Here is a 26,018-nt window from a genome sequence, read left to right as displayed (position 1 = left end):
AGAGGTGCAAGAACAGGTCGAGACGCAGGTCGACGAGACGGTGTCCGAACGCGTCGACGAAGAGGTTCAAGAACAAGTCGACGAACACGTCGCAGAGACCGTTGCGGAGGAAGTTCAAGAGCAGGTGGACGAGCGCATCGAGGCCGAAATGAAAGACAGCGCGGAGTAGCCGTTCACCGGAGACGACGCTCGTGGCGGCGTTCGTCGCACTATCCACGTGACCCGTTCCTCAGTCGATCGCTCCCGTTCGCTTTCGCGCTCTGTTCTCTTTGTCCGCCTTCCGACTCACTCTCCGTCCGGCCGCTCACTCTCTCGGACGGTCAACACCGGGACCGACGACGTCCGGAGGAGTGTCTCGGTGACGCTTCCGAGCCGATACCGGTCGATCCCCGTCCGACCGTGTGTGGGCATCGCGATCGGGTCGATCTCGGCGGCCTCGGCGTGCTCGATGATGGCGTCTACCGGCGCTGCTCGTTCGACCGTCGTGACGAAGTCGACGCCACGTGCCTCGGCACGTCTCGCGGCTTCTGAGACGACGGCGCGAGCACGTGACTCGATCTCGGCTGCGACGTCCGTGCGCCCTCCGGTGAGACACTCGGCATCGATGTCTGCAGCTGAGAGCAGGTGCACCGTCGCGCCGTGCTCGGTTGCAAGATCGAGAATCCGGGTCGCCCCGTCGCTGCCGTCGGTCGGACAGAGGAGCGCCTCGAACATACGTTCACATCCGCGTCGTCACACCAATAGCGTGCGACCGCCGCGTCGGACACGGGTGAGTCCACGACCGACCGGTGGCTTCACGCCCCTTCGCTCGGCGAGACGGGCTGACTCCGATCCGTGTCGGCCTCGACGTCGAGCGGATCTTCGAGATCACCCATCACCGCCTCGAAGGCGTCGGTCGCCGTCAGCAGCCCCACCACGGAGCCGTCCTTGACCACGAGCCCGAGTTCTTGCCGCTCGACCTGGAACTGATCGATGGCGTCGCTGAGATGCGTGTCGGACGCGAGTGTCATCGGCGGCGCGGCGATGGCCTCGAGCGTCGTGTCGCCCTCGCGAAGCGCGTCTATGTTTGCGACGACCTTGGGAACGTAGACGATTCCGCGGAAGTCCTCGGGGTTCTCGCCGATCAGCGGTAGTCTCGTGTGGGGATTCGAGCCGATCCGATCGAGATTCGTCTCGACGCCCTCGACTGTCGAGAGAAACACCACCCCCTTAACCGGAGTCATCACGTCGCTGATCTCCCGCTCGCCGACAGCGAGGGCGTTGATGACTTCCTGCCGGCGTTCTTCTGAGAGCCCCCCGCGGTCGAGCACCGAACCGAGTTCGTGTCTGAGATCCGCCCGCGACTCGATTGCGTCGGTCTCGGCCTCCAGCCACGCACCCGTCATCTCGACGTCGAACAGTCTGAGCGTCCACTTCGCGACGCCGTCGCCGATAGCAATGATCGGCGAGATGACTTTGGCGAACCAGTACAGCGGCGTGGCCCCGTGCCGGGCGACGAACTTCGAGCGCTCGACGCCGAGGTACGTCGGCGTCTGCTCGCCGTGGGTAAGATGCAGGAGATTGATGATAAGGAACGCGAGAACACCACCTGCACCGATCGACGCGAGTACTGTCGACTGAAAGTACGGCTGGAAGAGCGCCGCTAACGCCGGCTCGGCCACGATCCCAACAGCAATACTAGAGGCAGTGATTCCGACCTGACAGCTCGTGAGATAGATCTCCAGGTCGTCGGTCATCCCCCCCGCCCGTCGCAGGCCGGGTTCGTCGAACTCCGATTCGGTGTACTGCCGGACTCGCGTGAGCGCGAACCCGATGGCGACGAAGAAGCCGTTGGCGAGGATCAACGCGACCCCGGCGAAAAGCCGGAAAATGATCCCGAGGCTGTTCATACTGCCAGCGACGGTTATGTTCGCGACAAATCGAGGGCGCGTGAAATACGTGGGGGTCTGGTCCGGTGCTTGTGGACTGTCGGCGTCACACAAAACCCGTATGTACCGCCGCGGGCCACACACAGGTATGGCCGAATTCGACCCCGAGCAGTTCGAGGACAAGTACGCGAACTACTTCCCCGAACTCCAGCGCGCGTACAAGAACGCCTTCGAGGTGATGAACGACACGTACGACTCCGAACTGATCCACGCAATCGACCAGCAGATCCTCAACGAGTCCGAACCGTTCTACGAGGACGGGAGCTTCCGGATCGAACTCCCGGCGGACCCCGAATCGCGCCTGACGGCCGTCGTCGTCGACGACGAGAAGCTCTCGACGGTCCTCGAAGAGTACGTCACAGAACTCCGGCGGCAACACCGACGCGTCTTCGGCCTCGAAACCGCGGAATGAGCCACGCCGGGGATGGGCGGATTGCCCGTCCGACTCGACCGTTTCTGCTGTAGCGTCGTGACCGCCGCAGTCGCACTCAGGCACGAACTCCCGGACCCCCGTATTCGACCGGGCGGTGCCAGACGCAAGCTACAACTCCCCCGGGTTCGCTTCCCCTGTATGTTCGCCAGCGTACCCGATATCCTCCGGTTAGTCGTCGTCCCCGTCCTGGGGTGGGCGGCGTGGCGCGACGTCGAGACACGGCGGGTGCCGAGCCGGACCTGGCTCCCGCTCGTCGCCCTGGGCGTCGTGCTCCTGGCGTGGGACGCCCTCGGCCACCTCTCGTTCGCAACGTCGGCTGATCTCCTCTTTTTCATTCGCGTCGGAATCAGCCTCTTTCTCGTCGCTCCGCTCTCCTATCTGTTCTGGCGCCTCGGCGGGTTCGGCGGCGCGGACGCGAAGGCGCTTATCACGATCGCGATCCTCTTGCCGACGTTCCCGACCTATTTGTTTTCGGGCTTCACGCTCCCCATTGTGGTGACGACACTCGGTGTCTTCTCGATGACCGTCCTGACGAACACGGTCCTGCTCGCGGTTCTGTATCCGCTCGGCATCGCCGTCCGCAATCTCCTCGACGGCGACTTCCGGTTCCCGGTCGGCTTCCTCGGTCGCCGAATGGACGTCGCGTCGCTCCCGACGGCCCACGGCCGTCTCTACGAGACGCCGGACGGCTTCTCCCGGCACGGCCTCGACCTCGACGCGCTGCGGATGTACCTTCGTTGGCGCGGCGCGTCGCTCTCGGACCTCCGCGCTGACCCCGACACCTTCCGCGACCCCGCGAGCATCGACGCGACCTACCCGGCGACTGACGGGGCCGTCGGCGACGAAGGTGCCGGCGATGGGGTCTCCGCAACGACGCTCGACAGCGCCGATGTGGGCGACGAAGTTGCCGATGGCGCCGGCCCGTCCGACTCCGTCGAGCCCATCGCCGCCGACCCGGCCGACGAGTGGGGCGCTGCGGCGTTCCTCGACGGAATCGAGGGGACGGCGTACGGCACGTCGCCGGAGAAACTCCGCGGCGGCCTCGACATCGTCGCCGAGCGCGACGACGTCTGGGTGTCGCCGGGCATCCCGTTCATCGTCCCGATGTTCGCTGGCACGTTCGTCGCGTTCACGTACGGCGATCTGGTCTTCGGTCTCCTCGGGGCGATCGGAATCGTCTGATCGGTCTCGGACGACCCGCACGGAGGGTTATATCCGATGACGAGGCCACCAACCGTATGCAGTGAGCGATGCCCCGCGTCGGGCCGCGGTTGCTCGGCACGCCGGCGCGGGTCCGAACGCGGCGTGCCGACTGCTAGCCAATCGCCGATCGCTGCACCTCGGCCGGTCCGATTTCCCAGCAGCAAAAGACCTATCGGCGGTACACGCCTCGGTCACAACAATGACTGGGGATATCGCGGTCGATTTTGGCGATAGCGGGCTCGTTCCCGCCGTCGCACAGGACGCCGACTCCGGCGAGGTGTTGATGCTGGCGTACGTTTCGCCGGAGGCGCTCGAACGGACCCGCGAGACGGGCCGAGCACACTACTACTCCCGGAGTCGTGAGGAACTCTGGGAGAAGGGCGCGACGAGCGGTCACACCCAGGCGGTCGCGGAGATCCGCGTCGACTGTGACGCGGACGCGCTGCTGTATCTCGTCGAGCAGTCCGGCGGCGCGTGCCACACTGGCCATCGATCGTGCTTCTACCGGACAATCGACGGCGAACACGTCGGCGAACAGGTGTTCGACCCCGACGCCGTCTACCAGTAACCGCACCAATGTCCGGATCCGACCCGACGACGGCGGACGCCGACTCCTCCAGCGACGGGATCACCGCCCAACTCGACGCGGTCGATGAACGCATCGACGCACTCGAAACGGCCCGCGAGCGACGCGACACGGTCGAGGAACGCATCGAAGAGGTTGGCGAGGACGCGGTCGTCGACGCCGCGGACGCCTACCGGAGGGCGGTCCGACTGCTCGATCGGTACGAGGACTCAGCGACCGGGACCGGCGACTTCCGGGCGTACGTCGAGTTCCAGGACAAGTTCCTCGGACTGGTCGAGGGCCTCGGCGAGTCGATCCCGGCGCACGATGCCTTTGAAGCCGCCGCAGAGCGGATGGATCAGCGCCGCCTCAGCGACGCCGACTTCGAGCGCGCTCGCGAGGATCTCGCCCCGGCCGCCGAGTACGTCGACCTCCTTGATCGGCGCGAGGACGCAACCGAACGGCTCTCGAAGGCTCGCCGCGACGCGAACCTCCACCTTGACGAGATCGACGCGGAGATCGACGCCCGCACAGAGATGCTGTCGTTCGCGGACGTCGACCTCGACGCGCCGGTCGACGCGCTTCGCGAACCGATCCGAGCGTACGACGAGGCCGTCACCGCGCAGTTCGAGTCGTTCTACGAGTCGGCGCCGATCGCCGACGTCGTCAGTTTCTTAAAGCGCGCGGAGTCGTTCCCGCTCGTCGACTTCCGCCCCCCGCCGCGGGATCTCAGATCGTTCGTCCGCGAGAGTCCTGACGCCGACGAGCCGATCCCGACTCTGCTGGAGTACGCCGAGTTCACCGGCTCGAAACTGGACCACTACGCCGAGGATCCAGCGGCGCTCCAGACCAACGTCGCGGTCCACCGGACGTACCTCGAACGCCTGTCGGCCGAACCGCTGACGGTGTCGTTGCCGCCGCCGCCCGCGGGCGAACTCAGACCCTGGGCTGGGGAAGCGATCTCGCTTCTGGGTCGCTTCGCCACGCCGGAGACGATCGCCCGGCTCAGAACGGTCCGGGATCTGACGCGACGCGACGATTACGCGGAACTTCGGCTCGCCGCCCGCGCGCACGAGGAACTCGACGCCGACGAACTCGAGCGCGTCCGCTCTGGCGCGGCCGCGACCGAACTGCAGCGCCTCCGCGACGCCCGCAATCGGCTCTCGGAGGCACTCAAGGGAGACACGTCCTCGTCCGGTCGTGGGGACAGCGACACTTCAGACGGGGCGGGCTGATGGTCGTCGTCTCAGCCGTCGCGTTCGCCGCTAGCCTCCTCTGTTTCTACTCCGGCGCGCGCGCTCTGCAGACGAAGAACGCGGTCGCCCGACTTCGCGCCGACGACCGCTTCGACGCACTTGCGTGGCTCGATCACCCGGCCGACAGGCAGCCGGCGTTTTCGGTTCCGGAGCCTCCCGAAGAGGCGTCGATCGAACGTGGGTTCGTTCTCCTCACGCTGGGCCTCTGCTGTTCGCTGCTCGGCGTCCTGACGCTCTGAATCGAGGGGTCACTCGGCCACTGTATCGCGTGCGTCACGGAGCGACCCAGCGGCGTCCGAGGCGAGCTCTTCCGCCCGCGAGCGGTCGCTCGCTTCCGCGTAGACCCGGATCTTGGGTTCGGTCCCGGAGGGACGCACGAGCACCCAGGCGTCACCGTAGTCGAGGCGGTAGCCGTCTTTCGTGTTCGGCTCGGCGTTGGCCGCCTCGGCGTACTGGCGGGCCGCCTCCAGCATCGCGTCGAGTTCAGCCTCGGTCTCGTAGTCGAGGTTTACCCGGACGTTCTCATAGTCTGTGTACGGTGCGACGACGTCGCTCGAGGGCCGCTCAGTGACGAGTTCGAGAAACCGCGCACCCACGTACGCGCCGTCGCGGACGAGCCAGTGCTCGGGGAAGAAGATCCCACCGTTGCCCTCGCCGGCGATGGGGACCCGCACGCCGTCGGCTCTGAGTTCGCGGATTCGGGTGATGATGTTCGTCGAGCCGATCGGCGTGAGTTCGAGGTCCACGCCGATCGCCTCGCAGACGTCGACGAGTCGCTGGGAGACGTTGACCGCAGCGACCGCCGCGTCGCCCGGTTCGAGTTCGGCGGCCGCGAGCGCCGCGAGCGACGCCTCCCCCGAAACGAACTGCCCGCGCTCGTCGACGAAGACGGCCCGGTCGGCGTCACCGTCGTGGGCGATCCCGACGTCGGCGTCAGCCGCGCGCACGAGCGATTTGAGGTCCGTCAAGTTTGATCCGACCGGTTCGGACTCCCGACCGGGGAAGTGGCCGTCGGGGTTGGCGTTGACCGTGACGACGTCGCAGCCGAGTTTGCGGAAGAACGTCGGGCTGGTCAGCGCACCTGCGCCGTGCCCGGGGTCGACCGCGACGGTCAGATCAGCGGCCGCAATCGCCTCGCGGTCCACCGATTTCAGAAGATCGGCGACGTACTGGCGGTTGGCCGCATCGACTGCTGTCGATTCTCCGACGGCGTCCCACGACGCGTCCGCGAACTCCTCACCGAGGACGTGGTTCTCGATCCGTTCGAGGTCTTCGACGGCCAGTTCGACTCCGTCGGCGCCGACGAGTTTCACGCCGTTGTACTCCGGCGGGTTGTGCGAGGCCGTGATCACGATTCCGGGCCGTTCGTTCTTGCCGGCGTATCGAACGGCGCCCGGCGTCGGCGTCGGCCCGAGTCGGTCGACGTCGACGCCGACGCTCTCTAAGCCACTCGTGGCCGCGTTTGCCAGCATCTCGCCGGTGGTCCGGGTGTCGCGCGCGACGATGGCCCGCTCTACGTCCCAGACGGTGCCCGCCGCCTTGGCAACCCGGAGCACGAACTCGGGTGTGAGGCCGTTTCCGATGACCCCCCGAGTACCGCTCGAACCGAACAGTTTCATCGTCGGCACCTCCTCGGCGCTTCGTAAAAGCGGTTGCGAACGCTCGCGGACGGATTCGGTCGCAAGGACTTCCAGGACCGTCTACGACTTTCCATCCGTGACCGCTCTGAATTCGGCCCAGGCGGGGACGACCTTGTCTGCAGCCAGGTAGCACGCGAAATAGAGCGCGACCGCCCCGATAACGGCCGCCCACAACCCGAGTTTCGGTTCGCCGTGCTGCGCCATCGCCAGCGCGAACTGCCCGATGTACGCTCCGACCACCGAGAATCCGGCAGAACCGAGACCGAACACGAACACCTCGACCAGTTCGGGGGCGAGTTCGAGTACAGAACTGCTCACAGCGTCAGATATCAGTCGTTTCGTGAGACTTTTTCGGTTTTCGACTGACTGCCTTGCCGCTGGGTCGCGAACGAAAGGGATATGTTGGGTTTCGGTTATCTGTCGAATATGGCAGGACGTTACGGCCATATCGATTACCCGACGCTCACGAAGCGCGGAGTCCTCCTCGGACTCGGACTGTTCGCACTCGGTGCTCTCGGCGAGTTTGCCCTCGCACACACCGGTATGACCGTTCCAGCCTGGGAACACACGCTACTGGTGGACGCGGAGTGGCTCGGTGTGCTCCTCGCGCTGCTTTCGCCCTTCGTCTTCGGCATCCTCCTCCCGCTGACGGAGTGACTCATCGCGGAGGAGCGCCTCGCTCCGGAGCCACCGGACCGCTTCACTCCGGCGCACTCGCACTGCTTCGCTTCGGAGACTTTAGGCCGCTCCCCCGCCCAGTGGCGATTATGACCCATCCGTTTCCGTCCTTCGAGGTCGTGCCCGCCGTCGATATGCAGGACGGCGAGGTCGTCCAACTCGTCCAGGGAGAACGCGGAACCGAGAAACGCTACGGCGACCCGGTCGACGCCGCTCGCCGGTGGGTCGATTCGGGTGCGACGACGCTCCACCTCGTAGACCTCGACGGCGCGTTCGAGGGCGAACGGGCGAACGCCGGCGCCGTCGAGGCCGTCGTTGAGGCCGTCGACGTCCCAGTCCAACTGGGGGGCGGGATCCGCACGTTCGCGGATGCGGCCGACCTGCTCGATCGCGGCGTCGAGCGCGTGATCCTCGCCACCGCGGCCGTCGAAGAGCCTGATCTGGTCGCGGAGATTGCCGACTCCTACCCCGGTCGCGTGATGGTGAGCCTCGACGCAAAAGACGGCGAGGTCGTCGTCTCGGGGTGGACCGAGAGCACTGGCCTCGACCCCGCAGACGCCGCTGCCCGCTATGCGGACCTCGGCGCGGGGGCGATTCTCTTCACCGACGTTGACGTGGAGGGACAACACGAGGGCGTCCAGGCCGGCGTGACCCAGCGGATCGTCGAGGCCGTCGATACCCCCGTTGTCGCCTCGGGGGGCGTCGCATCGCTCGACGACGTCCGAACACTCCGGGAGGCTGGTGCGGCGGCCGTGGTGGTCGGAACCGCGCTCTACGAGGGGACGTTCACTCTCGAAGCCGCGATGGATGCCTGAGCCGGACGTGGGTGAATACGGCGAGCACGGTGATTCCGATGAGCGTCGCGCCGAGGCCGGTCGCAACCCCCGAGTTCGAGAGCAGTAACACGGTTCCGAGCGCGAGCGCGTATATCCCGAGGACGACTCCCTTCATCTGCCTGAGCCCATTGTTAGGCGCTCCCAGTATCAAACTCCGCAAGACGTGCGTCTGACGCTGGGGGAATATTCCCTCCTCACGGGTCACGAGGCCAGTCGCCCGCCTCGACGACGGACAGTCAGTCCTCCCGCTCGCGGATCTTCTCGCGACCGGGAGCGATCAGTTCGTCGAGGGACGTCGCAAGCGCCCCCTTCGCGTCCGCGGGGTGGAGTTCGCCGGATTCGAGATCGGCCTCGAGTTCCTGGTACGACTCGTAGCTCAGGTCGCCGCCGTACTGGTCGGGACGCTCGACGACGACCTCCCCGAAGCGCGGGAAGACGTGGTACTCGAAGATCTGTAACACGGGGTTCTCCCGCTCTTCGCCTTCGTCGGTCGGGTCGGGATCCGCCGTCGGCGGGCAGTACGCGCTGTTGACTTTATTTTCGATCTCGGCCGTGGAATCCTCCATCGAGATCGAGACGCCCGTCGAGGTCGACATCTTTCCCACGCCGGTCGTCAGGTCGGCGATCAGCGGCGTGTGGAGGCAGGTCGGCGAGTCGGCGTCGATGCTCGGAAGGGTGTCGCGGGCGAGCATATGGACCTTCCGCTGTTCCATTCCGCCGATCGCGAGATCCACGTCGAGGTAGACGATGTCGAGCGCCTGCATCAGCGGGTAGACGGCCTGTGCGACGGTCGCGGTGTCGCCGCCGGCGATCTCGGACATCGCGCGCTCGGCCCGCGAGAGCGACGTTTCCAGTTCGAGCGCGTGCAGATCCAGGATGTACTCCTCGTCGAGTTGGTACTCCGAACCCAACACGAACTCCGTCTGGGACGCCGCGAGTCCGTAGGCGACGAACTGTTCCTGCATCCGGGCCGCTGTCTCGCGGATCTCCGCGAAGGTCCCCTTGCCGTTGAGGTACGCGTGGACGTCGGCCAGGAGGACGACGACCTCGAAACCCGCCTCCTGCAGTTCGATGAGTTTGTTCGCCGTCAGCATATGGCCGATGTGGAGGACGCCCGAGGGTTCGTACCCCACGTACGCTCGCTTTCCGTCCGGGGAGTCGGCTAGCGCGCGCACTTCCGCTTCGGTGACCACCTCGGAGACGTTCCGGGTGATCTGTTCGTAGGCGTCCATACAGGGCAGAAGTCCCGACGCCGGCATATGACTTCTGGGTTGACGGCGACGCAAGACCTCCCCGGCCGATCCCGACCGGAAAGCGTCATATCTGTCCGGTCCGAAGACGGTCCGATGGCAACGACCCGTTCGCCGCTCGTCCTCCTCGGAGGGCTGGTCACCGTGGCCTTCATCCCGCTGTTCGCGATGTGGCTCGTCGTCGCCGACCTGGGGACGCTCGCGTACTTTTTCAGTTTCGCGCTCTACTTTCTGATCGCCCACGTCGCACTCCCGGGATGGGTATATCTCGACGCGAACGGCCGCGGCAGCGACGCGCCGCTGACGTGGACCGGGATCACGTTCCTGCTCCCGTTCGTCGGGTTCGTCGCGTACTACTTCCTCGGACAACCCGACGCACCACACCGCGCGGACGCCGACGCCCGGCCGCGATAGGATCGTGACTGCAATCGCCTCTTGAGCCACCGACGCCTCTACATAGGTTCCGGGTGAATGAAGACTGTGCCCGCCGACTCCTTCCGCACGAAACGCGGCACTGCCCAATTCATATCCGACGCCGTTCGCTTCGAGGAGTCGTTTGTCGGCTACCTCCGGGGACTCTACCGCGACTACTGGCGCAGCGACTCGTGGTCGCAGCGCGTCGTGTTCGTGGGCTACGTCTTCGGACTGTTCTACGGCGTCGGCTGGTTCGCCACTACCGTCGCAAGCGGCGATTTCGGCATCGTCGCCATCGTCGTCGGCGTCGTCCTGTTCCTCTGGCTCGTGAACCTTCTCCGCGGCTTCCGATCGCCGGACCGGATTCCCCTCGTGGACATCGAATCCGTCACGGCTGTCCCCGGGGCGAAAGGTGTGACTCGGCCGCGCCTCGTCGTCGCGTACATCGACGACGGATCGGTCCGGAAGCGGCGGGTGAACCTCCCCTCACTGTACACGGAACAGGGCGATGCCGTCTACGAGTGCGCTATCGAGGCCTTCGAAGAACGCGGGATCGAAGTCGCCCGCCGGTCCGGTTAGCGGGACTCGCTTCGGGTCTCTGCGCGGTGCTCGGAGATAATCTGATCGACCATTGAGGCCTTCTGCTCTTTTCGGCGCTCTTCGGCCCGCCGCTCCCAGTCCTCGATTGCGCCCTCGACGTCGACTTCGCTGGCAACGGCGAGTTCGTCCACCTCCTGAATCGCGACGTCGTCGGCCGGCGCGACGGGGATCTCGTGCTCGAAGAGAATGCGGTCGGCGACGTTCGAGAGATTGCCGCCAGAGCGCAGGACGACACGCGGCTCGATGTCGGCCAAACGCCGGGCCGTCGATCGCCCCGCCCCCGAGGCGTCCCGGAGGTAGACGACGTCGCCGGCGGCTAGGCCGAACTGTTCGTCGGCGGTTTCGATGGCGTCGCGGGTGAACTGCTCGATCACCTTCACGGAGACGAGGTCGCCGTCGGTGTCGACGTCGGCGAAGTTCGAGTGGTCCAGTTTCCAGAGGCGTTTGAGGCGTTCGAGTTTCTCATCGAGCGCTTCGTTTTCGTCTTCCAGCGTATCGATCCGCCGCTCCAGACGGTTGTTCTCGCGCTCGAGGCGCTTCACTTCGCGACGTTCTCTGGCCTCCCGGCGCTCCTCACGTTTGGCTTCCGAGAGTTTCTCCTCGTACTCCTCGATTTCGGCGTCGCGCTGCTCGATGGTGTCGTCGAGATCCTCGATGTGGGATTCCAGCCGCTCGACTCGCGTGCGGAGTCGGCGGATCTCCTTTTCGTCCTCGGTGAGTTCGCGCTCGTGGTGTTCCGATCCGGTCTCCTGCTCGTCCTCGTCGTCGACGATGTCGCGCAGGACGGCCTCGACTGACTCCTCGCCGGCGATGACGCGAGCGATCACCTCGCCGCGCTCGACGTCCGGCGGCACTTTCCGCGAGATCCGCTCGATCTGGTCTTCGTGGTCATCGAAGGCGAACAGCGCTGCCGCGAGCGCGTCACGCTGGTGGTCGTTCTCGTAGGACGTGTCGCGCGCCCGGTGGAGTTTCTCGTCGACCGGGAGGTCCGAGTTCGGCGTCCACGCGGCCGCATCGAAACTCCGCCGGAACTTCTCGACGGTCTCGGGCATCGGCGTCACGTCGGCAGCGACGAGAACCGGCCGCCCGCGTTCGATCAGCCACTCGATGACGTCGGCAGTGTCGGCCGTTCGCGTCGAGTACACGTCGAGGACGCTCCCGTCGAGGCCGACGACTGCGGCCGCGGTGGTGGTCCCCGGATCGATCCCGACGAACACGTGATCCCGACGCTTCACCAGCGGCTCGAACTCGATTCCGTCGCGCCGCTCGCGCTCGATTTCGATCCGCGTGTCGCCGGAGCGGCCCTCGGAGACCGGGATGTCGCCCGGCGGCGCTTCGACGGTAAAGACGGCGTTGGCGTACCCGCCGTACTTCTCGGTCACGTCGACCTCGAACTCGAGATCGGCCTGCTGGAACCGGTCTTTGACCTCCCGCGTGCGCCGCTTCACCGACCCGTGGATCCGGCGAGTGTAGCGATCCTGACTCCAGCCGCCCTTGCCGGTCGAGCGCCCGCGAGAGACTTTCACGGACGTGGTGTCGCCGAACGCAGACACCTCGTAGCCGATGTTCGCGGCCGCCAGGCGTGCCGCCGCCTCGGCTTCCTTCATCGGCTTCTTTCCGTAGGGAACGCCGTGTCTGGAGGCGACGCGCGAAAGCGGTTCGGGTCGCTCCGCGCCGGTCACCTGTACCAGCGTCGTCGCCTCGGGAATCGTCCGCAGAAAGTGAACGAGTGCGTCCTTGTCGGCCGCGAGTTCGTACATATTGTCCGTCGCCAGCATCGCCGGCTCCTCGCGGTCGAGCAGGCGGCGAAGCTTCCGATAGGAGACGACGTCGCGATCGACGTTTTCGCCGTCGAAGGCGACGAGGGCGTAGGAGGGCGAGTCACCTCGGACGTCGCCGCTCTGGATGTCGACGCCGAAGACGAGAGAGTCGAGGGCGCTCGTCCGATCGTTCACAACACTGGATTGGTCGTGTGCAGATATATATGCCACGCCGACACACCCCCGAGCGTTTATGTACGATCGCGGGGCCATCGTCGCCGTGATCTGACCGCTCTCCCGCGCCGGTTCGCGGTTGTCCGGCACGCCCGCGCGGGTCGACGACGCCGGCTGTCAGCCAACCCATCTGATCGACTGCTACTCCTCGGTGTCCGGGTAGGGGACCTCGAACGTGTGACCGTCGTCGGGGACGAACGCCGTCTCTCCGTCGAACGCCTCCTTTGCCTCCCGTTCGATCGGTCCCGCGTCGCCGGCGTATCGCGAGGAGATGTGGGTGAGCGCGAGCCGCGTCGCCCCTGCGCGGTTGGCGATCTCGGCCGCCTCCCTCGCGGTCGAATGGCCGGTCTGTTGCGCCCGCCCTGCCCACTCCGCGCCGAAGGTGGCGTCGTGGATCAGCAGGTCCGGCTCTGCGGTGGCATCGACGGCGGCCTCGACGGGTCTAGTGTCACCCGTGTAGACGAATCGCCGGCCCGGTCGGGGGTCGCCGACGACCTGATCCGGCTCGATCACGGTGCCGTCGTCCAGCTCCACGGACTCGCCGTTGTGGAGCTGTCCGAACTTCGGGCCGACGGGGACGCCGAGTTCCTCGGCTCTCTCGCGGTCGAACCGTCCGCGTCGATCGTCTTCGACGAGCGCGTAGCCCATCGAACTCGCGTTCCGGTGCTCCGTCGCGAACGTCCGGACCTCGTAGCCGTCCCCATCGAGCGCGACGCCGCCGGGTCGGACCTCGTGGACGTTAACCGGGAAGCCGGGCCGGTAGCCGCCGGCTTCGACGAGGTTCTTCAGATGTCCCTTCGAGCCGGGTGGTCCGTGGATTGCGATTGCCGACTCCCGGTCGTTGAAATCGAGTGTCTGGATCAGGCCGGGAATCCCGAGGACGTGGTCGCCGTGGAGGTGCGTGACGAACACGTGTGAGACGGAGAACCCGGTTCCGAACCGCATCATCTGGCGCTGGGTGCCCTCGCCGCAGTCGAACAGCAACCGTTCTCCCTCGCGCTCGACGAGAAACGCGCTCGGGGCTCGTTCAGTCGTCGGCACGGCCCCGCCCGTCCCGAGGAACGTCACGCGCATCGACATACCACTCCTCCGGGACCGCGGGCTAAACGCGTGTCGGATCTCGCGAGAGCCCCCGGAACGGGATGGCCGCGCCGTTCAGCACTCGCCGGTCGGTACTCATTTGTGTGGATCTCACCACACGTCAAGTATGGACGGGCGTCGTGACACCGACTCGCCGTGGTGGACGAGTCCGACCCCGGCAGACTCGGATGACCCGGTTGTCGCCGCGACTGTCTTCCTCGTTCTCGGGGCCGGACTCGGCTCGCTGTTCGGCGTACCGATTCTCGCCGCCGTCGACTTCTGGATGTTTTTCGCCATCGGGTATGCGGTTGTCGTCCCGCTCGTGTCGCTGATCCGCGGACACCGCGGGAGCGATTCTGTCGCTGCCGAATCGTCTGCGGACGGGAAAGTCGATCGGATGGTCGACGAACGCGACCGGGAGGTGAGCGATGCCGCCGAGGGAGCGATGGACGCCGCGCTCTCTCGCCTCCGCGACCGATACGCGCGCGGGGACCTCTCTGACGAGCAGTTCGAGCGGAAACTGGAGGTGCTCTTGGAGACCGACACGCCGGAGAACGCGAGAGAGCGGGCCGAACGCGACGGAACCGTCCGTTCTGAGGACCTCGACGACGCGGACCCCGCAGGTCCGATTCGCGAACCCGAACGCGACTCCGAGCATCGGTGAGGCCTCCGCCGAGCGCCGCCCGGTCGTCCGAGAGGGAGAGTTTCTTACCCCCCGACCGACTACTCGCGGTCGATGGACGCGCCCCTGTGGACGGAGACGCACGCGCCGTCGCTCTCGAAACTCCCACAGTCGGAGGTCCGCGAGCGCTTGGCCCGCACCGTCGACGAACCGATGAACCTCGTCGTCCAAGGGCCGCCCGGCGTCGGCAAGACGGCGGCCGTCCGCGCTCTCGCCCGCGAGACGCACGAGGACCCTGACGCCGATCTGATCGAGATCAACGTCGCCGACTTTTTCGATCGGACAAAAACGGAGATCCGCGAGGATCCGCGATTCTCACGCTTCCTCCAGGGCCAGACGGCGTTCTCGAAGCAGTACCGCCGAGGCGATCAGTCGAACAAGTACAAACGCCAGTGGTCCAAGCGCGATATGATCTCGCACGTGATGCAGGAACTCGCCTCCTACAAACCCGCATCGGGGACCTACAAAACGGTCCTGCTGGACAACGCCGAGACGATCCGCGAGGACTTCCAGCAGTCGCTCCGCCGCGTGATGGAGCAGTTCCACGAGAACACCCAGTTCGTGCTCGCGACCCGTCAGCCATCGAAGCTGATCCCGGCGATCCGCTCGCGGTGCTTCCCCGTCCCGGTCCGTGCGCCGACGACCGACGAGATCGAATCGGTTCTCGAACGGATCGCCGACCGTGAGGCGGTCGATGCTGAACCGATGGCGCTGAATCTCGTCGCCTCGAAGGCCGGCGGCGACCTCCGATACGCCGTGCTCGCTGCCCAGCACGCGGCCGTCGAGGGCGACGGGAAAATCACCGTCGACTCGGCGGATGCTGCGCTCTCGGAGGTAGGCCACGAGAACGACCTGAAGGCCGTCCTCGACGCCGCGGCGGCGGGCGAGATCAGCGACGCCCGCGATCAGCTGACCGAACTGATCGACGACGACGGTTTCGATGGCCAGGAGTTGCTGTCGGAACTCCTCCGGGTTGCCGACACCTACCCGGAGTCCTACGGGGAGGCGAATCTGATCCGGCTCCACCGACTGGCGGGAGCGGTCGACCTCGACCTCGCGGAGGGCAACGACGGCCGGCTTCACATCACCCACCTGCTGGCGGCGTGGGCCGGGGGACGAGACGAACTCGACGGGGAGGCGCTGATTTGAGTGATGCGGTTCGCTCCGGGTGCGCGCCGACTCGCGATCCCCGCGTTCGCAGCGGCCGCGCTCCTCGCACCGGTGGCGTTCCCGCTGTCGCTTCTCGCGCTCGCGATCGGCGGATTCGTTGGCTGGTTCTTCCGCGATCCGGAGCGGCGACCCTCGGGACCGGGCGTGGTCTCACCGGCCGATGGTCGTATCTCTGTCGTCCGTGTGGAGGGCGACCAGTTCCGCGTCGGCGTGTTTATGAACGTCACCGACGTTCACGTGAACCGCGCCCCGTTCGACGGGACCGTCGAGAGCGTCACCCATCGACCGGGCAAGCACCTGCCGGCCTTCTCGAAGGAATCGGAGCGCAACGAGCGCGTCGACGTCACCATCGCGACCGAAGCGGGCCCCGCCGAAGTCTCGCTCATCGCCGGCGCGTTTGCGCGGCGCATCCATCCGTACGTTCAGGCTGGCAACGACCTCGCCCGCGCCCAGCGGATCGGACACATCGACTTCGGTTCGCGCGCCGACGTGTTGCTGCCGCCGGCGTACGACCGCGAGGACCTCCTCGTCGCAGAGGGTGACCGCGTCCGCGCCGGCGAGTCGATCGTCGCCGCGACGGATCGATAGCCGACGAACCGGGCGCGCTGCTGGACGAGCTCCGCTCAGATGGCCCAGCACACAGAGGGCGTATCAGCGGCCTGCTTGGTGATCGTAGCGCTCGACCAACACCTGGAGCCACCAGAGTTTCAGGCCGACGCTGACGGCGACGCCGAGCGTCGCTCCTCCCGGCGATTGTCGCCACGCAGCGTACAGCGCGTACACGAATCCGAGCGCACCGACAGTGTTGTACACGTTCGGGTGGCCGAGTCCGACCGTCCGGTTCGTTTCCTCCTCGATCCACCACTGCTCGGCGAGGACGGCGCGAGTCATCCACGCGTCTTCGGTTTCGGGCGGCGGGAACAGGAACGGATTGACGACCGTCCACACGAGCGCGGCCCCGAGCAGCCGCCAACTGCGGCGATAGATCGCGGAGACGATCAGGGCGCCCAACGGGACCCGGGTCCACCCGCTCTTCGGGTTCGAGTGACGGGCCCAGAACCGCTCGTCGAACTGCTCTGTGATACCACTCATCATACTCGACGCTTCGGCGGCCGCACACATAATCTTGGGCGGAATCGGAGGCCTACCTACTCAGCAGTCGGCTGCAGGCGGATTTCCGGGCAGCGAGGGGAACTCCAGTTGCATAAGTGAGGCGTATCGCCCGGCAGCACCGTCGCTACCCCTTGCTCTGACTCCGAACACAACGGAGGTAGTCATCGCCTCCGTCGCCCGGTCGCGATCGGACGGTACGCCGGTCGCTTACCGGTGCACCGTGTCCTCAGCGGACGGGAGCATCCACCGAAGTTCCTCGACGGGCTGCTGATACACGACCGTAACCGGCTTGTTGACGAGCCGAATGACCTTGTCGGCGGTACTGCCGAGTAGCATCTCTTCGACGCCACCGAGCCCACGAGAGCCGATCACCACGAGGTCGATGTCGTTCTCCTCGACGTAGTTTTGAATCTGTTTGTGCGCGATTCCGATGACGACCGCCGTTTCGACGTCGAGGCCGGCGTCTCTCGCTACCTGTGCGGCCTCCTCGGTGATTTTCTCGCCGTACTCGACGTACTCCGCCCGTTTCGATTCCTCCTCTCCGGTGATCGGGACGATCTTCGCCTCGAACTCGTCCACCACGTGCAGTATGTGGACCGTTGCACCGATTTCGTCTGCGAGTTTGATCCCCTCCTCGACCGCGTTCGCCGCCTGTTCGCTCCCGTCGGTTGGGATCAGGAGATTGTCGTAGCTCATAGATATCTTTTCAACAATACAATAATTAAATGTATTGCTCAGTTCGCACACGTTCGTGACCATCGAGTCTCCGACAACCCTCGGAGACGAACAACCGACAATAGGCTCTAGTAGCGTTTGCAATTAATTGCACAGCCGATCACACGCAGTCGTGCGATCGAGTGAGCGAAGGCTTGCAAACGCTAGTTAATATCCCCATTTCGACCCGGATCCGCTCACGCACGCCTGAGGACGTGGACGTGGCGGTCGAGTGACCGGTGGACGCGCCGCTCGAAGCGGGTATCGACCGTCCACCCGGCATCCTCCGCCTCGGCGCTCCACGAGCGATCGGCGACGAGGACGCACGACGGTGCGACTCGCACCGCCTCCTCCAGCGCGCCCGCGACAAGATCGGCGAGTTCGTGTCCGGCGATCTTCGACTGCCGGCCGTACGGCGCATCGAAGACGACGGCGTCGATGGCCTCGGCGGCGACCGGAAGATCGGTGGCGTCGCCGCGGACGACGCCCCAGTCTCCGTCGGCGTCGAGATAGTGTCCGAGATTCTCCGCTGCCCCAGTTGCCATCTTCGCCTGCGCGTCGGAGCCGACGGCGCGTGCGCCGACGAGTCCAGCCTCGACGAGCAGGCCGCCGGTCCCGCACATCGGATCGAGGACTGTTGCGTCCGGAAGCGCGGGCCCCGCGGCGAGGTTGACGTACGCCCGGGCGTCCATCGGGGCCATACTCCCCGGTTGGAAGAACGGGCGGTCGGTCGGTGCGCGCGACCCGAACGACGTCTCGCGCTCGGCCACCGTCCACCCGACGAGACAGACGTCCTCGGCGAAGCAGACCCGGAGTTCGTGGTCGGGGTCGTCGAGGTCGACCGCGAAGCCGCGATCGACGAGAACGCTGCCGAGTTCCCGCTCGGCGTCAGCCGTGCTCACGTCGGTGCTCGACCGGACATTCCGGGCCCGGACCGCAACCGTCCCAGCGCGATCGAACGACGCCGCTTCGAGCACCGCGACGGCGCTCGCGACGTCTGCGTCCGCCTGGCCCACCAGTTCGGACGCGCCGCGAGTGTACGCGAGTGTCGGGAGACGACCGCGACGGATCCCGCGGGCGGTCGCGAGTCCTGGCGCGACGCGCTCGACGGCCGAGGCGGCGGCCCGTTCGGCCTCGAGGGCGGCGAATCGCTCGTCGGTCGCCTCCCCCGCCAGTTCCAAGTAGTACACGCCCGAATCTCACCCTCGCTGTCAATCAGGGTATCGGAACGTGGCCCGTCCGCTGCCAGGTGGTGGGTTGCCCGGCCTACACTGCGCCGCTCGGGCCCGTGTTCGGTGCCTTTCGTACGACCGACCGAGTCGCCGACGCGGCGCACCAATCTTTTTAAACCTTAAATACGTCGTTTAAGTCGTCTATGAGCGATCCCAAGGACACAATCAACATCGAAAACGTCGTCGCCTCCACGGGGATCGGCCAGGAGCTCGACCTCCAGAGTGTCGCGATGGACCTCGAAGGCGCGGACTACGATCCAGAGCAGTTCCCCGGCCTCGTCTATCGGACTCAGAACCCCAAGTCGGCGGCCCTCATCTTCCGCTCCGGCAAGATCGTCTGCACCGGGGCGAAATCCACCGACGACGTTCACGAAAGCCTCCACATCGTCTTCGACGAACTCCGCGATCTCCGAATCCCCGTCGACGACGACCCCGAAATCACGGTCCAGAACATCGTCACTTCCGCCGATCTGGGCCGAAATCTCAACCTCAACGCTATCGCTATCGGTCTCGGCCTCGAAAACATCGAGTATGAGCCCGAACAGTTCCCCGGTCTGGTCTACCGTCTCGATGAGCCCTCCGTCGTCGCTCTTCTGTTCGGTTCCGGCAAACTCGTCATTACCGGCGGCAAGGCGCCCGACGATGCCCGCGAGGCCGTCGACGTCATTACGTCTCGACTGAGTGAACTCGGCCTGCTCGAGGACTGAGGCGCTCACTCCTCGATGTCGCTTCCGCTCCAGTCTACGCCGGGGACGCCGCTGGCGATCGCCGGCACGTTTGCCTCGCTCGCGATCTTTCTCTCCATCACGGTGCACATCGCCGCTCGAAACGTCCTCGGCGACGTTCCCGTCCGGAACGCGTTCGTCATCGGACCCGTCCCGGCGGCCGTAAGTTTCCTTATTACGACGTTCGCGCGCACCAACACGCCGGTGCTCTTTTTCGGCCTCGGCCTCGCGCTCGTCCTCGACGGAATCGCGATCCACTACCTGTACGACCGCGCGCCGCGGCTCTCGGCGTACATCACCGTCATCCACTTCGTCGTGAGCGTCATCCTCGGGACGGTCCTGTTCGGGATTCTAGCAATCTTCCAGAGCGCACCCGGGTGAGGTGCTCGCGCCCCCCTAGTTCTCCCGCCTCACTCGACGAGGCGCTCGATCTCGGTAACCAGGATCCCCGACGCCCCGACTTCCTTCAGGTCGTTGACGACCTCGAAAACGTCGCGCTCGTCGACGACGACGTGGACCGCGACAGTGTCGTCGCCGGCGACGTCCATCACCGTGGGGCCGCCAAGTCCCGGGATGACCTCGCGGACGTCGTCGAGTTTCCCGTTCGGGACGTTCATCATCACGTAGCGCTTGTCCTCGGCGTCGAGGACGGACTCGAAGGCGGTCACGAGTTGGGTCACCTTCGGGTCGTCGGCGTAGTCCGGATGGGCGTACAACCGGACCGACGATTCGAGCACCTCGTCGATCACGCCGAGCCGGTTCATCCGCAGCGTCGTGCCCGTCGAGGTGATGTCGACGATGGCGTCGGCCATCTCGACGTGCGGGGTCAGTTCGGTCGCGCCGGTCACCTCGACCACGTCGGCGTCGATCCCGTGTTCCTGAAGGTACTGCCGGGCAATCCGTGGGAACTCGGTCGCAACGCTCCCGCCGGCGATGTCCGCGGGATCCTCGATCGACCCGCCCTCCGGCGCGGCCAGGACGAGTCGGCAGCGGCCGAAGCCCAGATCGACCAGTTCGACCAGGTCGCGGCCGGATTCGACGATCTGGTCGCGGCCGGTGATCCCGACCGCGGCGGCCCCGTCCCAGACGTACTCGGGGATGTCCGCCGCACGGGCGAACAGGACGGTCACCTCGGGATCGACGGTGTCGGCGTAGAGTTTCCGGTCCGCGGCGCTCTCGATGTGGAGTCCGGCGCGTTCGAGCAGGTCGACGCTCGGTTCGTGCAGGCGACCCTTGTTGGGGACGGCGATGCGCATACCTGCGCCTCACGCGCCCACGACGTACCACTTTCGCTCCCCGGTCGCCGCCGCTCCGCTGCTCCGGCGTCGCGAACGCGCGCTCCACGAGCACGACTGTATCTCCGCCACGGGGACGACCACGCGTGCTGCCGAGGCACAACGATCATAGGCGCACGCGTCGATTCGCCACTATGACCGACACCGACGGCGACGAGGAGGGCGGCCCGACCCGTGAGGCCGCCGTCTCGCGCGAGACGGCCGAGACGACTATCGACGTCACGCTCGCGATCGACGGCGACGGCGACAGCGCGGTCGAGACAGGCGTCGGCTTCTTCGATCATATGCTGGCGTCCTTCGCCAAGCACGGGCTGTTCGATCTGACCATCCGCTGTGATGGCGACCTGGAGATCGACGACCACCACACTGTCGAGGACGTCGCGATCGTGCTGGGCGAGGCCTTTGCCGAGGCGCTCGGGAACAAGCGCGGCATCGTTCGGTACGCTGACCGACGAGTCCCGCTTGACGAGGCGGTCGCCAGCGTCGTCGTCGACGTGAGCGGCCGGCCCCACTTCGAGTTCGAGGGCTCGTTCTCACAGCCCGAGATCGGCGACTTCACGAGCGATATGGCGCGGCACTTCGCGTACTCGCTGTCGATGAACGCGGGCCTGACGTTGCACGCCGAGGTCGACGGCGTCAACGCACACCACGAGGCCGAGGCGCTGTTCAAGGCGCTCGCGCGTTCGCTTGACGACGCTACGCGGCTCGATCCCCGGCGCAGCGACACCCCGAGCACAAAAGGCGAACTGTAGCGCTACACCCGGTAGAGCTTCTCGCCGTCGTCCTCGAGTAGGTCGCGCTCGACCGCGTACGCGATGATCTCGTCGACGTGGCCCGCCTCCAGTTCGTAGGCGCTCGTGGCGAGTTCGACCAGTTCGTGCCGCTCGACGGGGAATTCGCGATTCCCGAGCAGCCGCATCACCGTGCGGAAGTCCTCCGGTTCGTCGGCGTCGCTCGCGCCGTCCTCGGGGACCGGCGTGTCGGTTTCCTCGCCGCTCGGGGCGACGTCTCCCTCCCGGTCGGCACTCCCCGGTGTGGTGTCCCCCGACTCTCCGCCACCGATTCCCGCTGGCTCGTCTGTCGTCGATCGCGGCCGTCCGCTGGGTGGCTCTCCCGGTTCGTCACTCTGGCCTCCGGATTCGGCGTGGGAGCCGTCGTCCGGGCCTTCCCACTCCTCGCTCGCTTGACGGTCACTCTCGTTACCGGATCCGACGTCGGGCATCCTGCCCGTCCCCTCCGATATCGACGTCCCGCGCGGGTCGTCGTCTGCGAACGAGTCCGTCGGATCCACGTCCGACTCCGACCCGACCGAACCGCCGGTCGGCGCGGCCTCGCTCTCGGGTTGGTGTTCGCCCGCGTGCTGTTCGACGCCGAGCCGGGACAAGAGCGGCGTCAGAACGGTCTCTAAGGTATCGAGGCAGTCATCACAGAGAACAACGCGCCGCTGTTCGGCCTCCGTCGGCGACAGTTCTGGCGGCACCACCTCGTAGACGCCGGCCGCTTCGCCGTCGCAGAAATCGCACGTTCGGAGTTGACGCATCGGCATACGTGGTCTCTCTTCCGGCGCGCCGATAAAACCCGCTGGCAAGCGCTCCCGACTATGCGGTCTCGACGGGTCCGCCGCGGTCGGTCCACCCCGTCAGGCTGTCTTCGTAGAAGCCGATGTCCTCGTACCCGAGTGACCGCAGGACGACGTAGGTGTGGCTGATCCGCCGCGCGGTGTTACAGTACAGCAACACCCGCCGGTCGGGCGTTATCTCGGCGGCTTCGAGAATCGATCGTAACTCGGTCTCGGGCTTCAGACCGCGCGTCTCGTCGTCGACGAGGTCGCGCCAGTCGACGTTGACCGCGTCGGGCAGGTGCCCCTCGTCGTATTCGCGGGGTTCGCGCGTGTCGACGATCACCGTGCTGTCGTCGTCCAGCGCGGCGGAGACGGTCCCGTAATCGACGAGTGGCGAGTGCGCGGGTTCCCGGACCGCGTAGTCGGTCGTCGCGTGCGACGGCGCGTCCGAGGTCGTCTCGTGTGCCTGATTCCACGCGCTGTAGTCGCCGTCAAGCAGATGCAGCCGATCGGGCGGATGACCGTACAGTTCGGCGGTGACCAGAAAACGGGCGGCGAAGACGCCGTGGGTGTCGTCGTAGGCGACGAGATGGTCGTCGGGGCCGATGCCGGCAGCAGACAGGAGTGATTCCCAGATCTCCGCGCCGGGAAGCATCCCTTCATCGCCCGTCTCGCTGCGGAACTCCCCGAACGGTATCGACGCCGCTCCCGGGACGTGGCCGATGCCGTCGAACTCCCAGGCGTCGCGGACGTCGATTACGCTCGTCTCCTCATCTTCGAGCCGGTCGGCGAGCCACGCGGCCGACACGACGGCATTTCTGTACATACGTGCTCGTTCGAGAGGCCCGGTCTTCAACGTGGTCGATTCGGCCACCGCTCGCCCGGTGTCAGAGAAACCAGCAAATGTTGCGCACTATTCCCTAGACGTACTCACCGTGGCCTTCCGAGGCGACGCCCATCCGCCGCCGGGAGACGGTCCAGCGGTTTTAACCGGCAAAATTTTCTGTATAATGGGAGGACGGGCAGTACGCGCCGTAGTTGTGGGGATTATACCGGATGAGGCCGTAAAGGAGAACGCAATGACAGACGACGGCTACGCGAAAGACGTGCTCGTCTCCCCTGAGTGGGTAGAGGAGCGACTCGATGAGTTCCAGAGCGACGACCCCGAACACCGACTGGTGGAGGTCGACGTAGACACCGAGGCGTACGACGAGAGCCACGCGCCCGGCGCGATCGGCTTCAATTGGGAGAGCCAACTCCAGGACCAGACCAACCGCGACATTCTCGACAAGGACGACTTCGAGGACCTGCTGGGTAGCCACGGAATCTCCGAGGACTCGACGGTAATCCTCTACGGCGACAACTCGAACTGGTTCGCTGCCTACACCTACTGGCAGTTCAAGTACTACGGCCACGACGACGTCCGACTCCTGAACGGTGGTCGCGACTACTGGATCGACAACGACTATCCGACCACCGACGAGATCCCCGACTTCTCCTCCGTCGAGTACTCGGCACGGGGCCCGTTCGAGTCCATCCGCGCCTACCGCGACGACGTCGAGCACGCCGTTGGCGAGGACCTCCCGCTCGTCGACGTCCGCTCGCCCGAGGAGTTCCGCGGCGACATCCTCGCCCCGCCGGGACTGCAAGAGACGGCCCAGCGCGGCGGCCACATCCCCGGCGCGCAGAACATCTCGTGGGCGGCGACCGTCAACGACGACGGGACGTTCAAGTCCGCCGACGAACTCGAAGAACTCTACGCCGACCAGGGTATCGACGGCTCCGAGACGACCGTCGCCTACTGCCGGATCGGCGAGCGCTCCTCGATTGCGTGGTTCGCGCTGCACGAACTGCTCGGCTACGACGAGGTCGTCAACTACGACGGCTCCTGGACCGAGTGGGGCAACCTCGTGGGCGCGCCGATCGAGACCGGCGACGCCGAATAACCGCGGGAACAGCCGCTGACGCACCGGCAGCCACCCTCTCGTCTCTTTTTTGACTATCCACCGAGCACGAGCGACGCGATTGCGGGCGTGAGGAATGCCTCCACGAGCGCTGCAACGACGAACAGCGGGACGAGACCCAGAAGCACCCGATAGGCGTGACGGATGGCCCGGGCGATTTCGTCGTCGGTGCGACGCCCGCGAAGCGCACCCACCCCGACGAGGCCCAACCGGAGTCCCAGGGCCCCACCGACGACGATCGAGGGGATCTCGATCACGCCGTGCGGCGCGACCAGCGCCAGAAACGCCACCGGCTCGAAGACCCCGCCCACCGCGCCCACGATGAGCCCGTTGAATCCGAGGTTCACGACCGCTGGGATCCCGGCAGCGAGGCCGCTGTACGCCAGCCCCACCGCGACCAGCCAGTTGTTCACCGCGAGGTTTGCGGCGGTCCCGAGGGGGCCGAACGCCCCACCGCCGAAGATGGTGCCTACGTCCCCGCTGACCGGCAGCGTGACGCCGACAGAGGAGGTCGCGAGCCAGCCGATCACGCCGCCCGCGGCGACGCAACCGAGTGAGACGAAGTTTGCGCCCGGACGGTCACGCACGAACTCACCGACGGCTCGCAGGCCGCCGCTGAACGCCGCACGCGCTCGGGCATCGAGTGGCGTCGGGTCCGGGTCGGCGGGGAGCGTCGTTTCGGCGTACAGCGATGTCTTGACCCCGTCCAGAATTGGTGGAATAATGATGACACCGAGGAGTCCGGTCACGCGGTTCGCCCCCACGACCGAGCCGATGGCGGTGGCAGTCCCGATCAGGACGACGGCGCCCGCCGCGACGGCGACGTAGCCGAGGAACGCGACCGGCCGATCGATCGGGAACCCGGCGCTCTTTCGGACCGCGGCGAACGCGCCGGCGTCGTCGACGACGACCGCCTGCTCGGCGAAGGCGAAAAGCAGCACGACCGCGAGGACGAGCAGCGCGCCGAGGAGCGTCCCGAGCAGGGCGACGCCGACACCCAGGAGCGATCCCCCGACTGACGGTGCGCCTGCGGCTGAACCGCCCGCCGACGCAGACGCGCTGAAGACGGCCCCAGCCACGCCCGCGACGACCCCACCCACCGGGACGACGACCGCGGCGAGCGCGAGGAGGAACAGCACTCGAACGCCGAGAACCGAGCGCCAGTGCGTCCGCGCACCTTCCACGGCCGCTCTGACGCCGTCGCGGCCGCGGAGCAGGCCGAAGATCCCACCGATCGCGGCCGCGCTTCCAAGCGCCGATGCGAGCAGTGCGAGCGCGATTGCTGTGAGTGCGCCGACGGCCACGAGGGCGACGATTTCGGGCGTCAGGAGGCCGGCGACGGCTTCACCGAGACCGGCACCGATCATCTGCGGGTCGAACGTGCTGGGGTCGCCTATGCCGCTTCCACCGCTTCCACCACTCGGCGCGCTCTGCAGTTGACGTAACTGGTCGATAAACGGATCCAACCGTCCGCTCGCGGCCGCCAGCCAGACTGCGAACAGGCCGGCTAGCAGTACCGGGACGCGGGCGACGCCGTAGAGACCGCTCACGAGGAGATACACCGGGAGGACCGACGCCGACCGCTCGGAGAGCAGTCGCCAACTGGTCCGGAGGGCGCTGGAGGGCTTCACGATAGGCAGGTGGGGGCCGAGCGGCATAGGGGTTCGGCCGGAATCGACTCGCCG

Annotated in this window: 31 protein-coding genes; 16 read left to right on the top strand and 15 right to left on the bottom strand. The window is 66.4% G+C overall.

From position 1 onward, the window contains the following. Positions 1-285: 285 nt before the first annotated feature. Positions 286-714, bottom strand: coding sequence for a universal stress protein (locus tag ABEI27_RS03040; protein ID WP_375797929.1), 429 nt, complete (start codon positions 712-714; stop codon positions 286-288). Between the two features lie 80 nt (positions 715-794). Then, a complete protein-coding gene (locus ABEI27_RS03035) occupies positions 795-1,889 on the bottom strand; it encodes a CNNM domain-containing protein (RefSeq protein ID WP_375797928.1) in 1,095 nt (364 codons plus the stop codon). Between the two features lie 127 nt (positions 1,890-2,016). Here ABEI27_RS03035 and ABEI27_RS03030 point away from each other — a divergent pair, with 127 nt between their 5' ends. The 5 genes from ABEI27_RS03030 (at position 2,017) to ABEI27_RS03010 (ending at position 5,624) form a co-directional block, all read left to right on the top strand. Further along, positions 2,017-2,340: a DUF5783 family protein gene (locus tag ABEI27_RS03030; RefSeq protein ID WP_375797927.1), complete on the top strand. Its 324-nt coding sequence runs from the start codon at positions 2,017-2,019 to the stop codon at positions 2,338-2,340. A 159-nt stretch (positions 2,341-2,499) separates the two neighbouring features. Then, a complete protein-coding gene (locus ABEI27_RS03025) occupies positions 2,500-3,543 on the top strand; it encodes a prepilin peptidase (protein ID WP_375797926.1) in 1,044 nt (347 codons plus the stop codon). 220 nt (positions 3,544-3,763) lie between these two features. Continuing rightward, positions 3,764-4,132, top strand: a complete 369-nt coding sequence (hisI, locus tag ABEI27_RS03020) for a phosphoribosyl-AMP cyclohydrolase (RefSeq protein ID WP_375797925.1) — start codon at positions 3,764-3,766, stop codon at positions 4,130-4,132. A gap of 8 nt (positions 4,133-4,140) precedes the next feature. After that, a complete protein-coding gene (locus ABEI27_RS03015; protein ID WP_375797924.1) occupies positions 4,141-5,364 on the top strand; it encodes a hypothetical protein in 1,224 nt (407 codons plus the stop codon). Then, positions 5,364-5,624: a hypothetical protein gene (locus tag ABEI27_RS03010; protein WP_375797923.1), complete on the top strand. Its 261-nt coding sequence runs from the start codon at positions 5,364-5,366 to the stop codon at positions 5,622-5,624. Before ABEI27_RS03015 ends, ABEI27_RS03010 begins: the two co-directional genes overlap by 1 nt. Before the next feature lie 9 nt (positions 5,625-5,633). On the opposite strand, the gene glmM is transcribed toward ABEI27_RS03010, so the two are convergent. Both glmM and ABEI27_RS03000 read right to left on the bottom strand, forming a co-directional pair. Continuing rightward, the gene (gene glmM, locus ABEI27_RS03005; RefSeq protein WP_375797922.1) at positions 5,634-7,004 is read right to left on the bottom strand and encodes a phosphoglucosamine mutase; all 1,371 of its coding nucleotides are present in this window, start codon (positions 7,002-7,004) and stop codon (positions 5,634-5,636) included. Between the two features lie 81 nt (positions 7,005-7,085). Next, positions 7,086-7,343, bottom strand: coding sequence for a hypothetical protein (locus ABEI27_RS03000; protein WP_375797921.1), 258 nt, complete (start codon positions 7,341-7,343; stop codon positions 7,086-7,088). Positions 7,344-7,451: 108 nt separating this feature from the next. Here ABEI27_RS03000 and ABEI27_RS02995 point away from each other — a divergent pair, with 108 nt between their 5' ends. Continuing rightward, the gene (locus ABEI27_RS02995) at positions 7,452-7,682 is read left to right on the top strand and encodes a hypothetical protein (RefSeq protein ID WP_375797920.1); all 231 of its coding nucleotides are present in this window, start codon (positions 7,452-7,454) and stop codon (positions 7,680-7,682) included. Between the two features lie 110 nt (positions 7,683-7,792). Next, positions 7,793-8,518: a 1-(5-phosphoribosyl)-5-[(5-phosphoribosylamino)methylideneamino]imidazole-4-carboxamide isomerase gene (hisA, locus tag ABEI27_RS02990; RefSeq protein WP_375797919.1), complete on the top strand. Its 726-nt coding sequence runs from the start codon at positions 7,793-7,795 to the stop codon at positions 8,516-8,518. Here the strand turns inward: hisA and ABEI27_RS02985 are convergent. Continuing rightward, entirely contained in the window at positions 8,490-8,654 is a 165-nt protein-coding gene (locus tag ABEI27_RS02985; protein WP_375797918.1) for a hypothetical protein, read from the bottom strand. The two genes, hisA and ABEI27_RS02985, sit on opposite strands and share 29 nt — an antisense overlap. A gap of 121 nt (positions 8,655-8,775) precedes the next feature. Next, a complete protein-coding gene (locus ABEI27_RS02980; RefSeq protein ID WP_375797917.1) occupies positions 8,776-9,771 on the bottom strand; it encodes a tyrosine--tRNA ligase in 996 nt (331 codons plus the stop codon). A gap of 114 nt (positions 9,772-9,885) precedes the next feature. On the opposite strand from ABEI27_RS02980, the gene ABEI27_RS02975 reads away from it, so the two are divergent. Both ABEI27_RS02975 and ABEI27_RS02970 read left to right on the top strand, forming a co-directional pair. Beyond that, entirely contained in the window at positions 9,886-10,203 is a 318-nt protein-coding gene (locus tag ABEI27_RS02975) for a PLDc N-terminal domain-containing protein (protein WP_375797916.1), read from the top strand. Positions 10,204-10,260: 57 nt separating this feature from the next. Beyond that, positions 10,261-10,782 (top strand): hypothetical protein, encoded by a 522-nt coding sequence (locus tag ABEI27_RS02970; RefSeq protein ID WP_375797915.1) that lies wholly within the window; start codon positions 10,261-10,263, stop codon positions 10,780-10,782. Here ABEI27_RS02970 and ABEI27_RS02965 read toward each other — a convergent pair. Together ABEI27_RS02965 and rnz are read right to left on the bottom strand one after the other, a co-directional pair. Then, complete coding sequence (locus tag ABEI27_RS02965) at positions 10,779-12,758, bottom strand: DUF460 domain-containing protein (RefSeq protein ID WP_375797914.1); 1,980 nt, start codon at positions 12,756-12,758, stop codon at positions 10,779-10,781. The genes ABEI27_RS02970 and ABEI27_RS02965 overlap by 4 nt on opposite strands. A 180-nt stretch (positions 12,759-12,938) precedes the next feature. Further along, positions 12,939-13,871, bottom strand: coding sequence for a ribonuclease Z (rnz, locus tag ABEI27_RS02960; RefSeq protein ID WP_375797943.1), 933 nt, complete (start codon positions 13,869-13,871; stop codon positions 12,939-12,941). A gap of 133 nt (positions 13,872-14,004) precedes the next feature. On the opposite strand from rnz, the gene ABEI27_RS02955 reads away from it, so the two are divergent. The 3 genes from ABEI27_RS02955 to ABEI27_RS02945 all read left to right on the top strand — a co-directional run bounded on the left by ABEI27_RS02955 (position 14,005) and on the right by ABEI27_RS02945 (position 16,317). Next, entirely contained in the window at positions 14,005-14,541 is a 537-nt protein-coding gene (locus tag ABEI27_RS02955; protein ID WP_375797913.1) for an SHOCT domain-containing protein, read from the top strand. A gap of 72 nt (positions 14,542-14,613) precedes the next feature. Further along, positions 14,614-15,708 (top strand): AAA family ATPase, encoded by a 1,095-nt coding sequence (locus ABEI27_RS02950; RefSeq protein WP_375797912.1) that lies wholly within the window; start codon positions 14,614-14,616, stop codon positions 15,706-15,708. 3 nt (positions 15,709-15,711) lie between these two features. Further along, positions 15,712-16,317: a protein sorting system archaetidylserine decarboxylase gene (locus tag ABEI27_RS02945; RefSeq protein WP_375797911.1), complete on the top strand. Its 606-nt coding sequence runs from the start codon at positions 15,712-15,714 to the stop codon at positions 16,315-16,317. Positions 16,318-16,380: 63 nt separating this feature from the next. Here ABEI27_RS02945 and ABEI27_RS02940 read toward each other — a convergent pair whose 3' ends face one another. The 3 genes from ABEI27_RS02940 to ABEI27_RS02930 form a co-directional block, all read right to left on the bottom strand. After that, the gene (locus tag ABEI27_RS02940) at positions 16,381-16,824 is read right to left on the bottom strand and encodes a DUF6653 family protein (RefSeq protein ID WP_375797910.1); all 444 of its coding nucleotides are present in this window, start codon (positions 16,822-16,824) and stop codon (positions 16,381-16,383) included. A gap of 225 nt (positions 16,825-17,049) precedes the next feature. Continuing rightward, complete coding sequence (locus tag ABEI27_RS02935; protein WP_375797909.1) at positions 17,050-17,538, bottom strand: universal stress protein; 489 nt, start codon at positions 17,536-17,538, stop codon at positions 17,050-17,052. Positions 17,539-17,753: 215 nt separating this feature from the next. Beyond that, the gene (locus ABEI27_RS02930; protein WP_375797942.1) at positions 17,754-18,737 is read right to left on the bottom strand and encodes a THUMP domain-containing protein; all 984 of its coding nucleotides are present in this window, start codon (positions 18,735-18,737) and stop codon (positions 17,754-17,756) included. Positions 18,738-18,931: 194 nt separating this feature from the next. Here ABEI27_RS02930 and ABEI27_RS02925 point away from each other — a divergent pair, with 194 nt between their 5' ends. Together ABEI27_RS02925 and ABEI27_RS02920 are read left to right on the top strand one after the other, a co-directional pair. Next, positions 18,932-19,495: a TATA-box-binding protein gene (locus ABEI27_RS02925; RefSeq protein ID WP_375797908.1), complete on the top strand. Its 564-nt coding sequence runs from the start codon at positions 18,932-18,934 to the stop codon at positions 19,493-19,495. A gap of 15 nt (positions 19,496-19,510) precedes the next feature. Continuing rightward, positions 19,511-19,894, top strand: a complete 384-nt coding sequence (locus ABEI27_RS02920) for a hypothetical protein (RefSeq protein ID WP_375797907.1) — start codon at positions 19,511-19,513, stop codon at positions 19,892-19,894. Between the two features lie 29 nt (positions 19,895-19,923). Here ABEI27_RS02920 and hisG read toward each other — a convergent pair whose 3' ends face one another. Beyond that, positions 19,924-20,769, bottom strand: coding sequence for an ATP phosphoribosyltransferase (gene hisG / locus ABEI27_RS02915; protein WP_375797906.1), 846 nt, complete (start codon positions 20,767-20,769; stop codon positions 19,924-19,926). Positions 20,770-20,942: 173 nt separating this feature from the next. Here hisG and hisB point away from each other — a divergent pair, with 173 nt between their 5' ends. After that, positions 20,943-21,560, top strand: coding sequence for an imidazoleglycerol-phosphate dehydratase HisB (hisB, locus tag ABEI27_RS02910; RefSeq protein WP_375797905.1), 618 nt, complete (start codon positions 20,943-20,945; stop codon positions 21,558-21,560). 2 nt (positions 21,561-21,562) lie between these two features. Here the strand turns inward: hisB and ABEI27_RS02905 are convergent, their stop codons facing one another. Then, positions 21,563-22,354, bottom strand: coding sequence for a hypothetical protein (locus ABEI27_RS02905; protein WP_375797904.1), 792 nt, complete (start codon positions 22,352-22,354; stop codon positions 21,563-21,565). 52 nt (positions 22,355-22,406) lie between these two features. Continuing rightward, on the bottom strand, positions 22,407-23,195 hold the full coding sequence (locus ABEI27_RS02900; protein WP_375797903.1) for a sulfurtransferase: 789 nt from the start codon (positions 23,193-23,195) through the stop codon (positions 22,407-22,409). A 253-nt stretch (positions 23,196-23,448) separates the two neighbouring features. Between ABEI27_RS02900 and ABEI27_RS02895 the strand changes: the two genes are divergently transcribed. Beyond that, a complete protein-coding gene (locus ABEI27_RS02895; RefSeq protein ID WP_375797902.1) occupies positions 23,449-24,315 on the top strand; it encodes a sulfurtransferase in 867 nt (288 codons plus the stop codon). Between the two features lie 53 nt (positions 24,316-24,368). On the opposite strand, the gene ABEI27_RS02890 is transcribed toward ABEI27_RS02895, so the two are convergent. Further along, positions 24,369-25,964, bottom strand: a complete 1,596-nt coding sequence (locus tag ABEI27_RS02890; RefSeq protein ID WP_375797901.1) for a stage II sporulation protein M — start codon at positions 25,962-25,964, stop codon at positions 24,369-24,371. Between the last annotated feature and the right edge of the window lie 54 nt (positions 25,965-26,018).

This window comes from Halobellus sp., from assembly GCF_042218505.1.
In the GTDB taxonomy this organism is placed as follows: Archaea; Halobacteriota; Halobacteria; order Halobacteriales; family Haloferacaceae; genus Haloquadratum.
This window is presented reverse-complemented; position numbering and strand designations above follow the sequence as displayed.

Excerpts from the sequence above, each read along its gene's own strand:
- hisG (WP_375797906.1), bottom strand. The coding sequence starts at position 20,769 with ATGCGCATCGCCGTCCCCAACAAGGGTCGCCTGCACGAACCGAGCGTC.
- ABEI27_RS03040 (WP_375797929.1), bottom strand. The coding sequence starts at position 714 with ATGTTCGAGGCGCTCCTCTGTCCGACCGACGGCAGCGACGGGGCGACC.
- hisB (WP_375797905.1), top strand. The coding sequence starts at position 20,943 with ATGACCGACACCGACGGCGACGAGGAGGGCGGCCCGACCCGTGAGGCC.
- ABEI27_RS03015 (WP_375797924.1), top strand. The coding sequence starts at position 4,141 with ATGTCCGGATCCGACCCGACGACGGCGGACGCCGACTCCTCCAGCGAC.
- ABEI27_RS02955 (WP_375797913.1), top strand. The coding sequence starts at position 14,005 with ATGGACGGGCGTCGTGACACCGACTCGCCGTGGTGGACGAGTCCGACC.
- ABEI27_RS02940 (WP_375797910.1), bottom strand. The coding sequence starts at position 16,824 with ATGATGAGTGGTATCACAGAGCAGTTCGACGAGCGGTTCTGGGCCCGT.
- ABEI27_RS03010 (WP_375797923.1), top strand. The coding sequence starts at position 5,364 with ATGGTCGTCGTCTCAGCCGTCGCGTTCGCCGCTAGCCTCCTCTGTTTC.
- ABEI27_RS02920 (WP_375797907.1), top strand. The coding sequence starts at position 19,511 with ATGTCGCTTCCGCTCCAGTCTACGCCGGGGACGCCGCTGGCGATCGCC.
- ABEI27_RS02925 (WP_375797908.1), top strand. The coding sequence starts at position 18,932 with ATGAGCGATCCCAAGGACACAATCAACATCGAAAACGTCGTCGCCTCC.
- ABEI27_RS02995 (WP_375797920.1), top strand. The coding sequence starts at position 7,452 with ATGGCAGGACGTTACGGCCATATCGATTACCCGACGCTCACGAAGCGC.
- ABEI27_RS03025 (WP_375797926.1), top strand. The coding sequence starts at position 2,500 with ATGTTCGCCAGCGTACCCGATATCCTCCGGTTAGTCGTCGTCCCCGTC.
- ABEI27_RS02980 (WP_375797917.1), bottom strand. The coding sequence starts at position 9,771 with ATGGACGCCTACGAACAGATCACCCGGAACGTCTCCGAGGTGGTCACC.
- ABEI27_RS02905 (WP_375797904.1), bottom strand. The coding sequence starts at position 22,354 with ATGCCGATGCGTCAACTCCGAACGTGCGATTTCTGCGACGGCGAAGCG.
- ABEI27_RS02950 (WP_375797912.1), top strand. The coding sequence starts at position 14,614 with ATGGACGCGCCCCTGTGGACGGAGACGCACGCGCCGTCGCTCTCGAAA.
- ABEI27_RS02935 (WP_375797909.1), bottom strand. The coding sequence starts at position 17,538 with ATGAGCTACGACAATCTCCTGATCCCAACCGACGGGAGCGAACAGGCG.
- ABEI27_RS02900 (WP_375797903.1), bottom strand. The coding sequence starts at position 23,195 with ATGTACAGAAATGCCGTCGTGTCGGCCGCGTGGCTCGCCGACCGGCTC.
- hisA (WP_375797919.1), top strand. The coding sequence starts at position 7,793 with ATGACCCATCCGTTTCCGTCCTTCGAGGTCGTGCCCGCCGTCGATATG.
- hisI (WP_375797925.1), top strand. The coding sequence starts at position 3,764 with ATGACTGGGGATATCGCGGTCGATTTTGGCGATAGCGGGCTCGTTCCC.
- glmM (WP_375797922.1), bottom strand. The coding sequence starts at position 7,004 with ATGAAACTGTTCGGTTCGAGCGGTACTCGGGGGGTCATCGGAAACGGC.
- ABEI27_RS02945 (WP_375797911.1), top strand. The coding sequence starts at position 15,712 with ATGCGGTTCGCTCCGGGTGCGCGCCGACTCGCGATCCCCGCGTTCGCA.
- ABEI27_RS02895 (WP_375797902.1), top strand. The coding sequence starts at position 23,449 with ATGACAGACGACGGCTACGCGAAAGACGTGCTCGTCTCCCCTGAGTGG.
- ABEI27_RS02970 (WP_375797915.1), top strand. The coding sequence starts at position 10,261 with ATGAAGACTGTGCCCGCCGACTCCTTCCGCACGAAACGCGGCACTGCC.
- ABEI27_RS02985 (WP_375797918.1), bottom strand. The coding sequence starts at position 8,654 with ATGAAGGGAGTCGTCCTCGGGATATACGCGCTCGCGCTCGGAACCGTG.
- ABEI27_RS02975 (WP_375797916.1), top strand. The coding sequence starts at position 9,886 with ATGGCAACGACCCGTTCGCCGCTCGTCCTCCTCGGAGGGCTGGTCACC.
- ABEI27_RS03035 (WP_375797928.1), bottom strand. The coding sequence starts at position 1,889 with ATGAACAGCCTCGGGATCATTTTCCGGCTTTTCGCCGGGGTCGCGTTG.
- ABEI27_RS03030 (WP_375797927.1), top strand. The coding sequence starts at position 2,017 with ATGGCCGAATTCGACCCCGAGCAGTTCGAGGACAAGTACGCGAACTAC.
- rnz (WP_375797943.1), bottom strand. The coding sequence starts at position 13,871 with ATGCGCGTGACGTTCCTCGGGACGGGCGGGGCCGTGCCGACGACTGAA.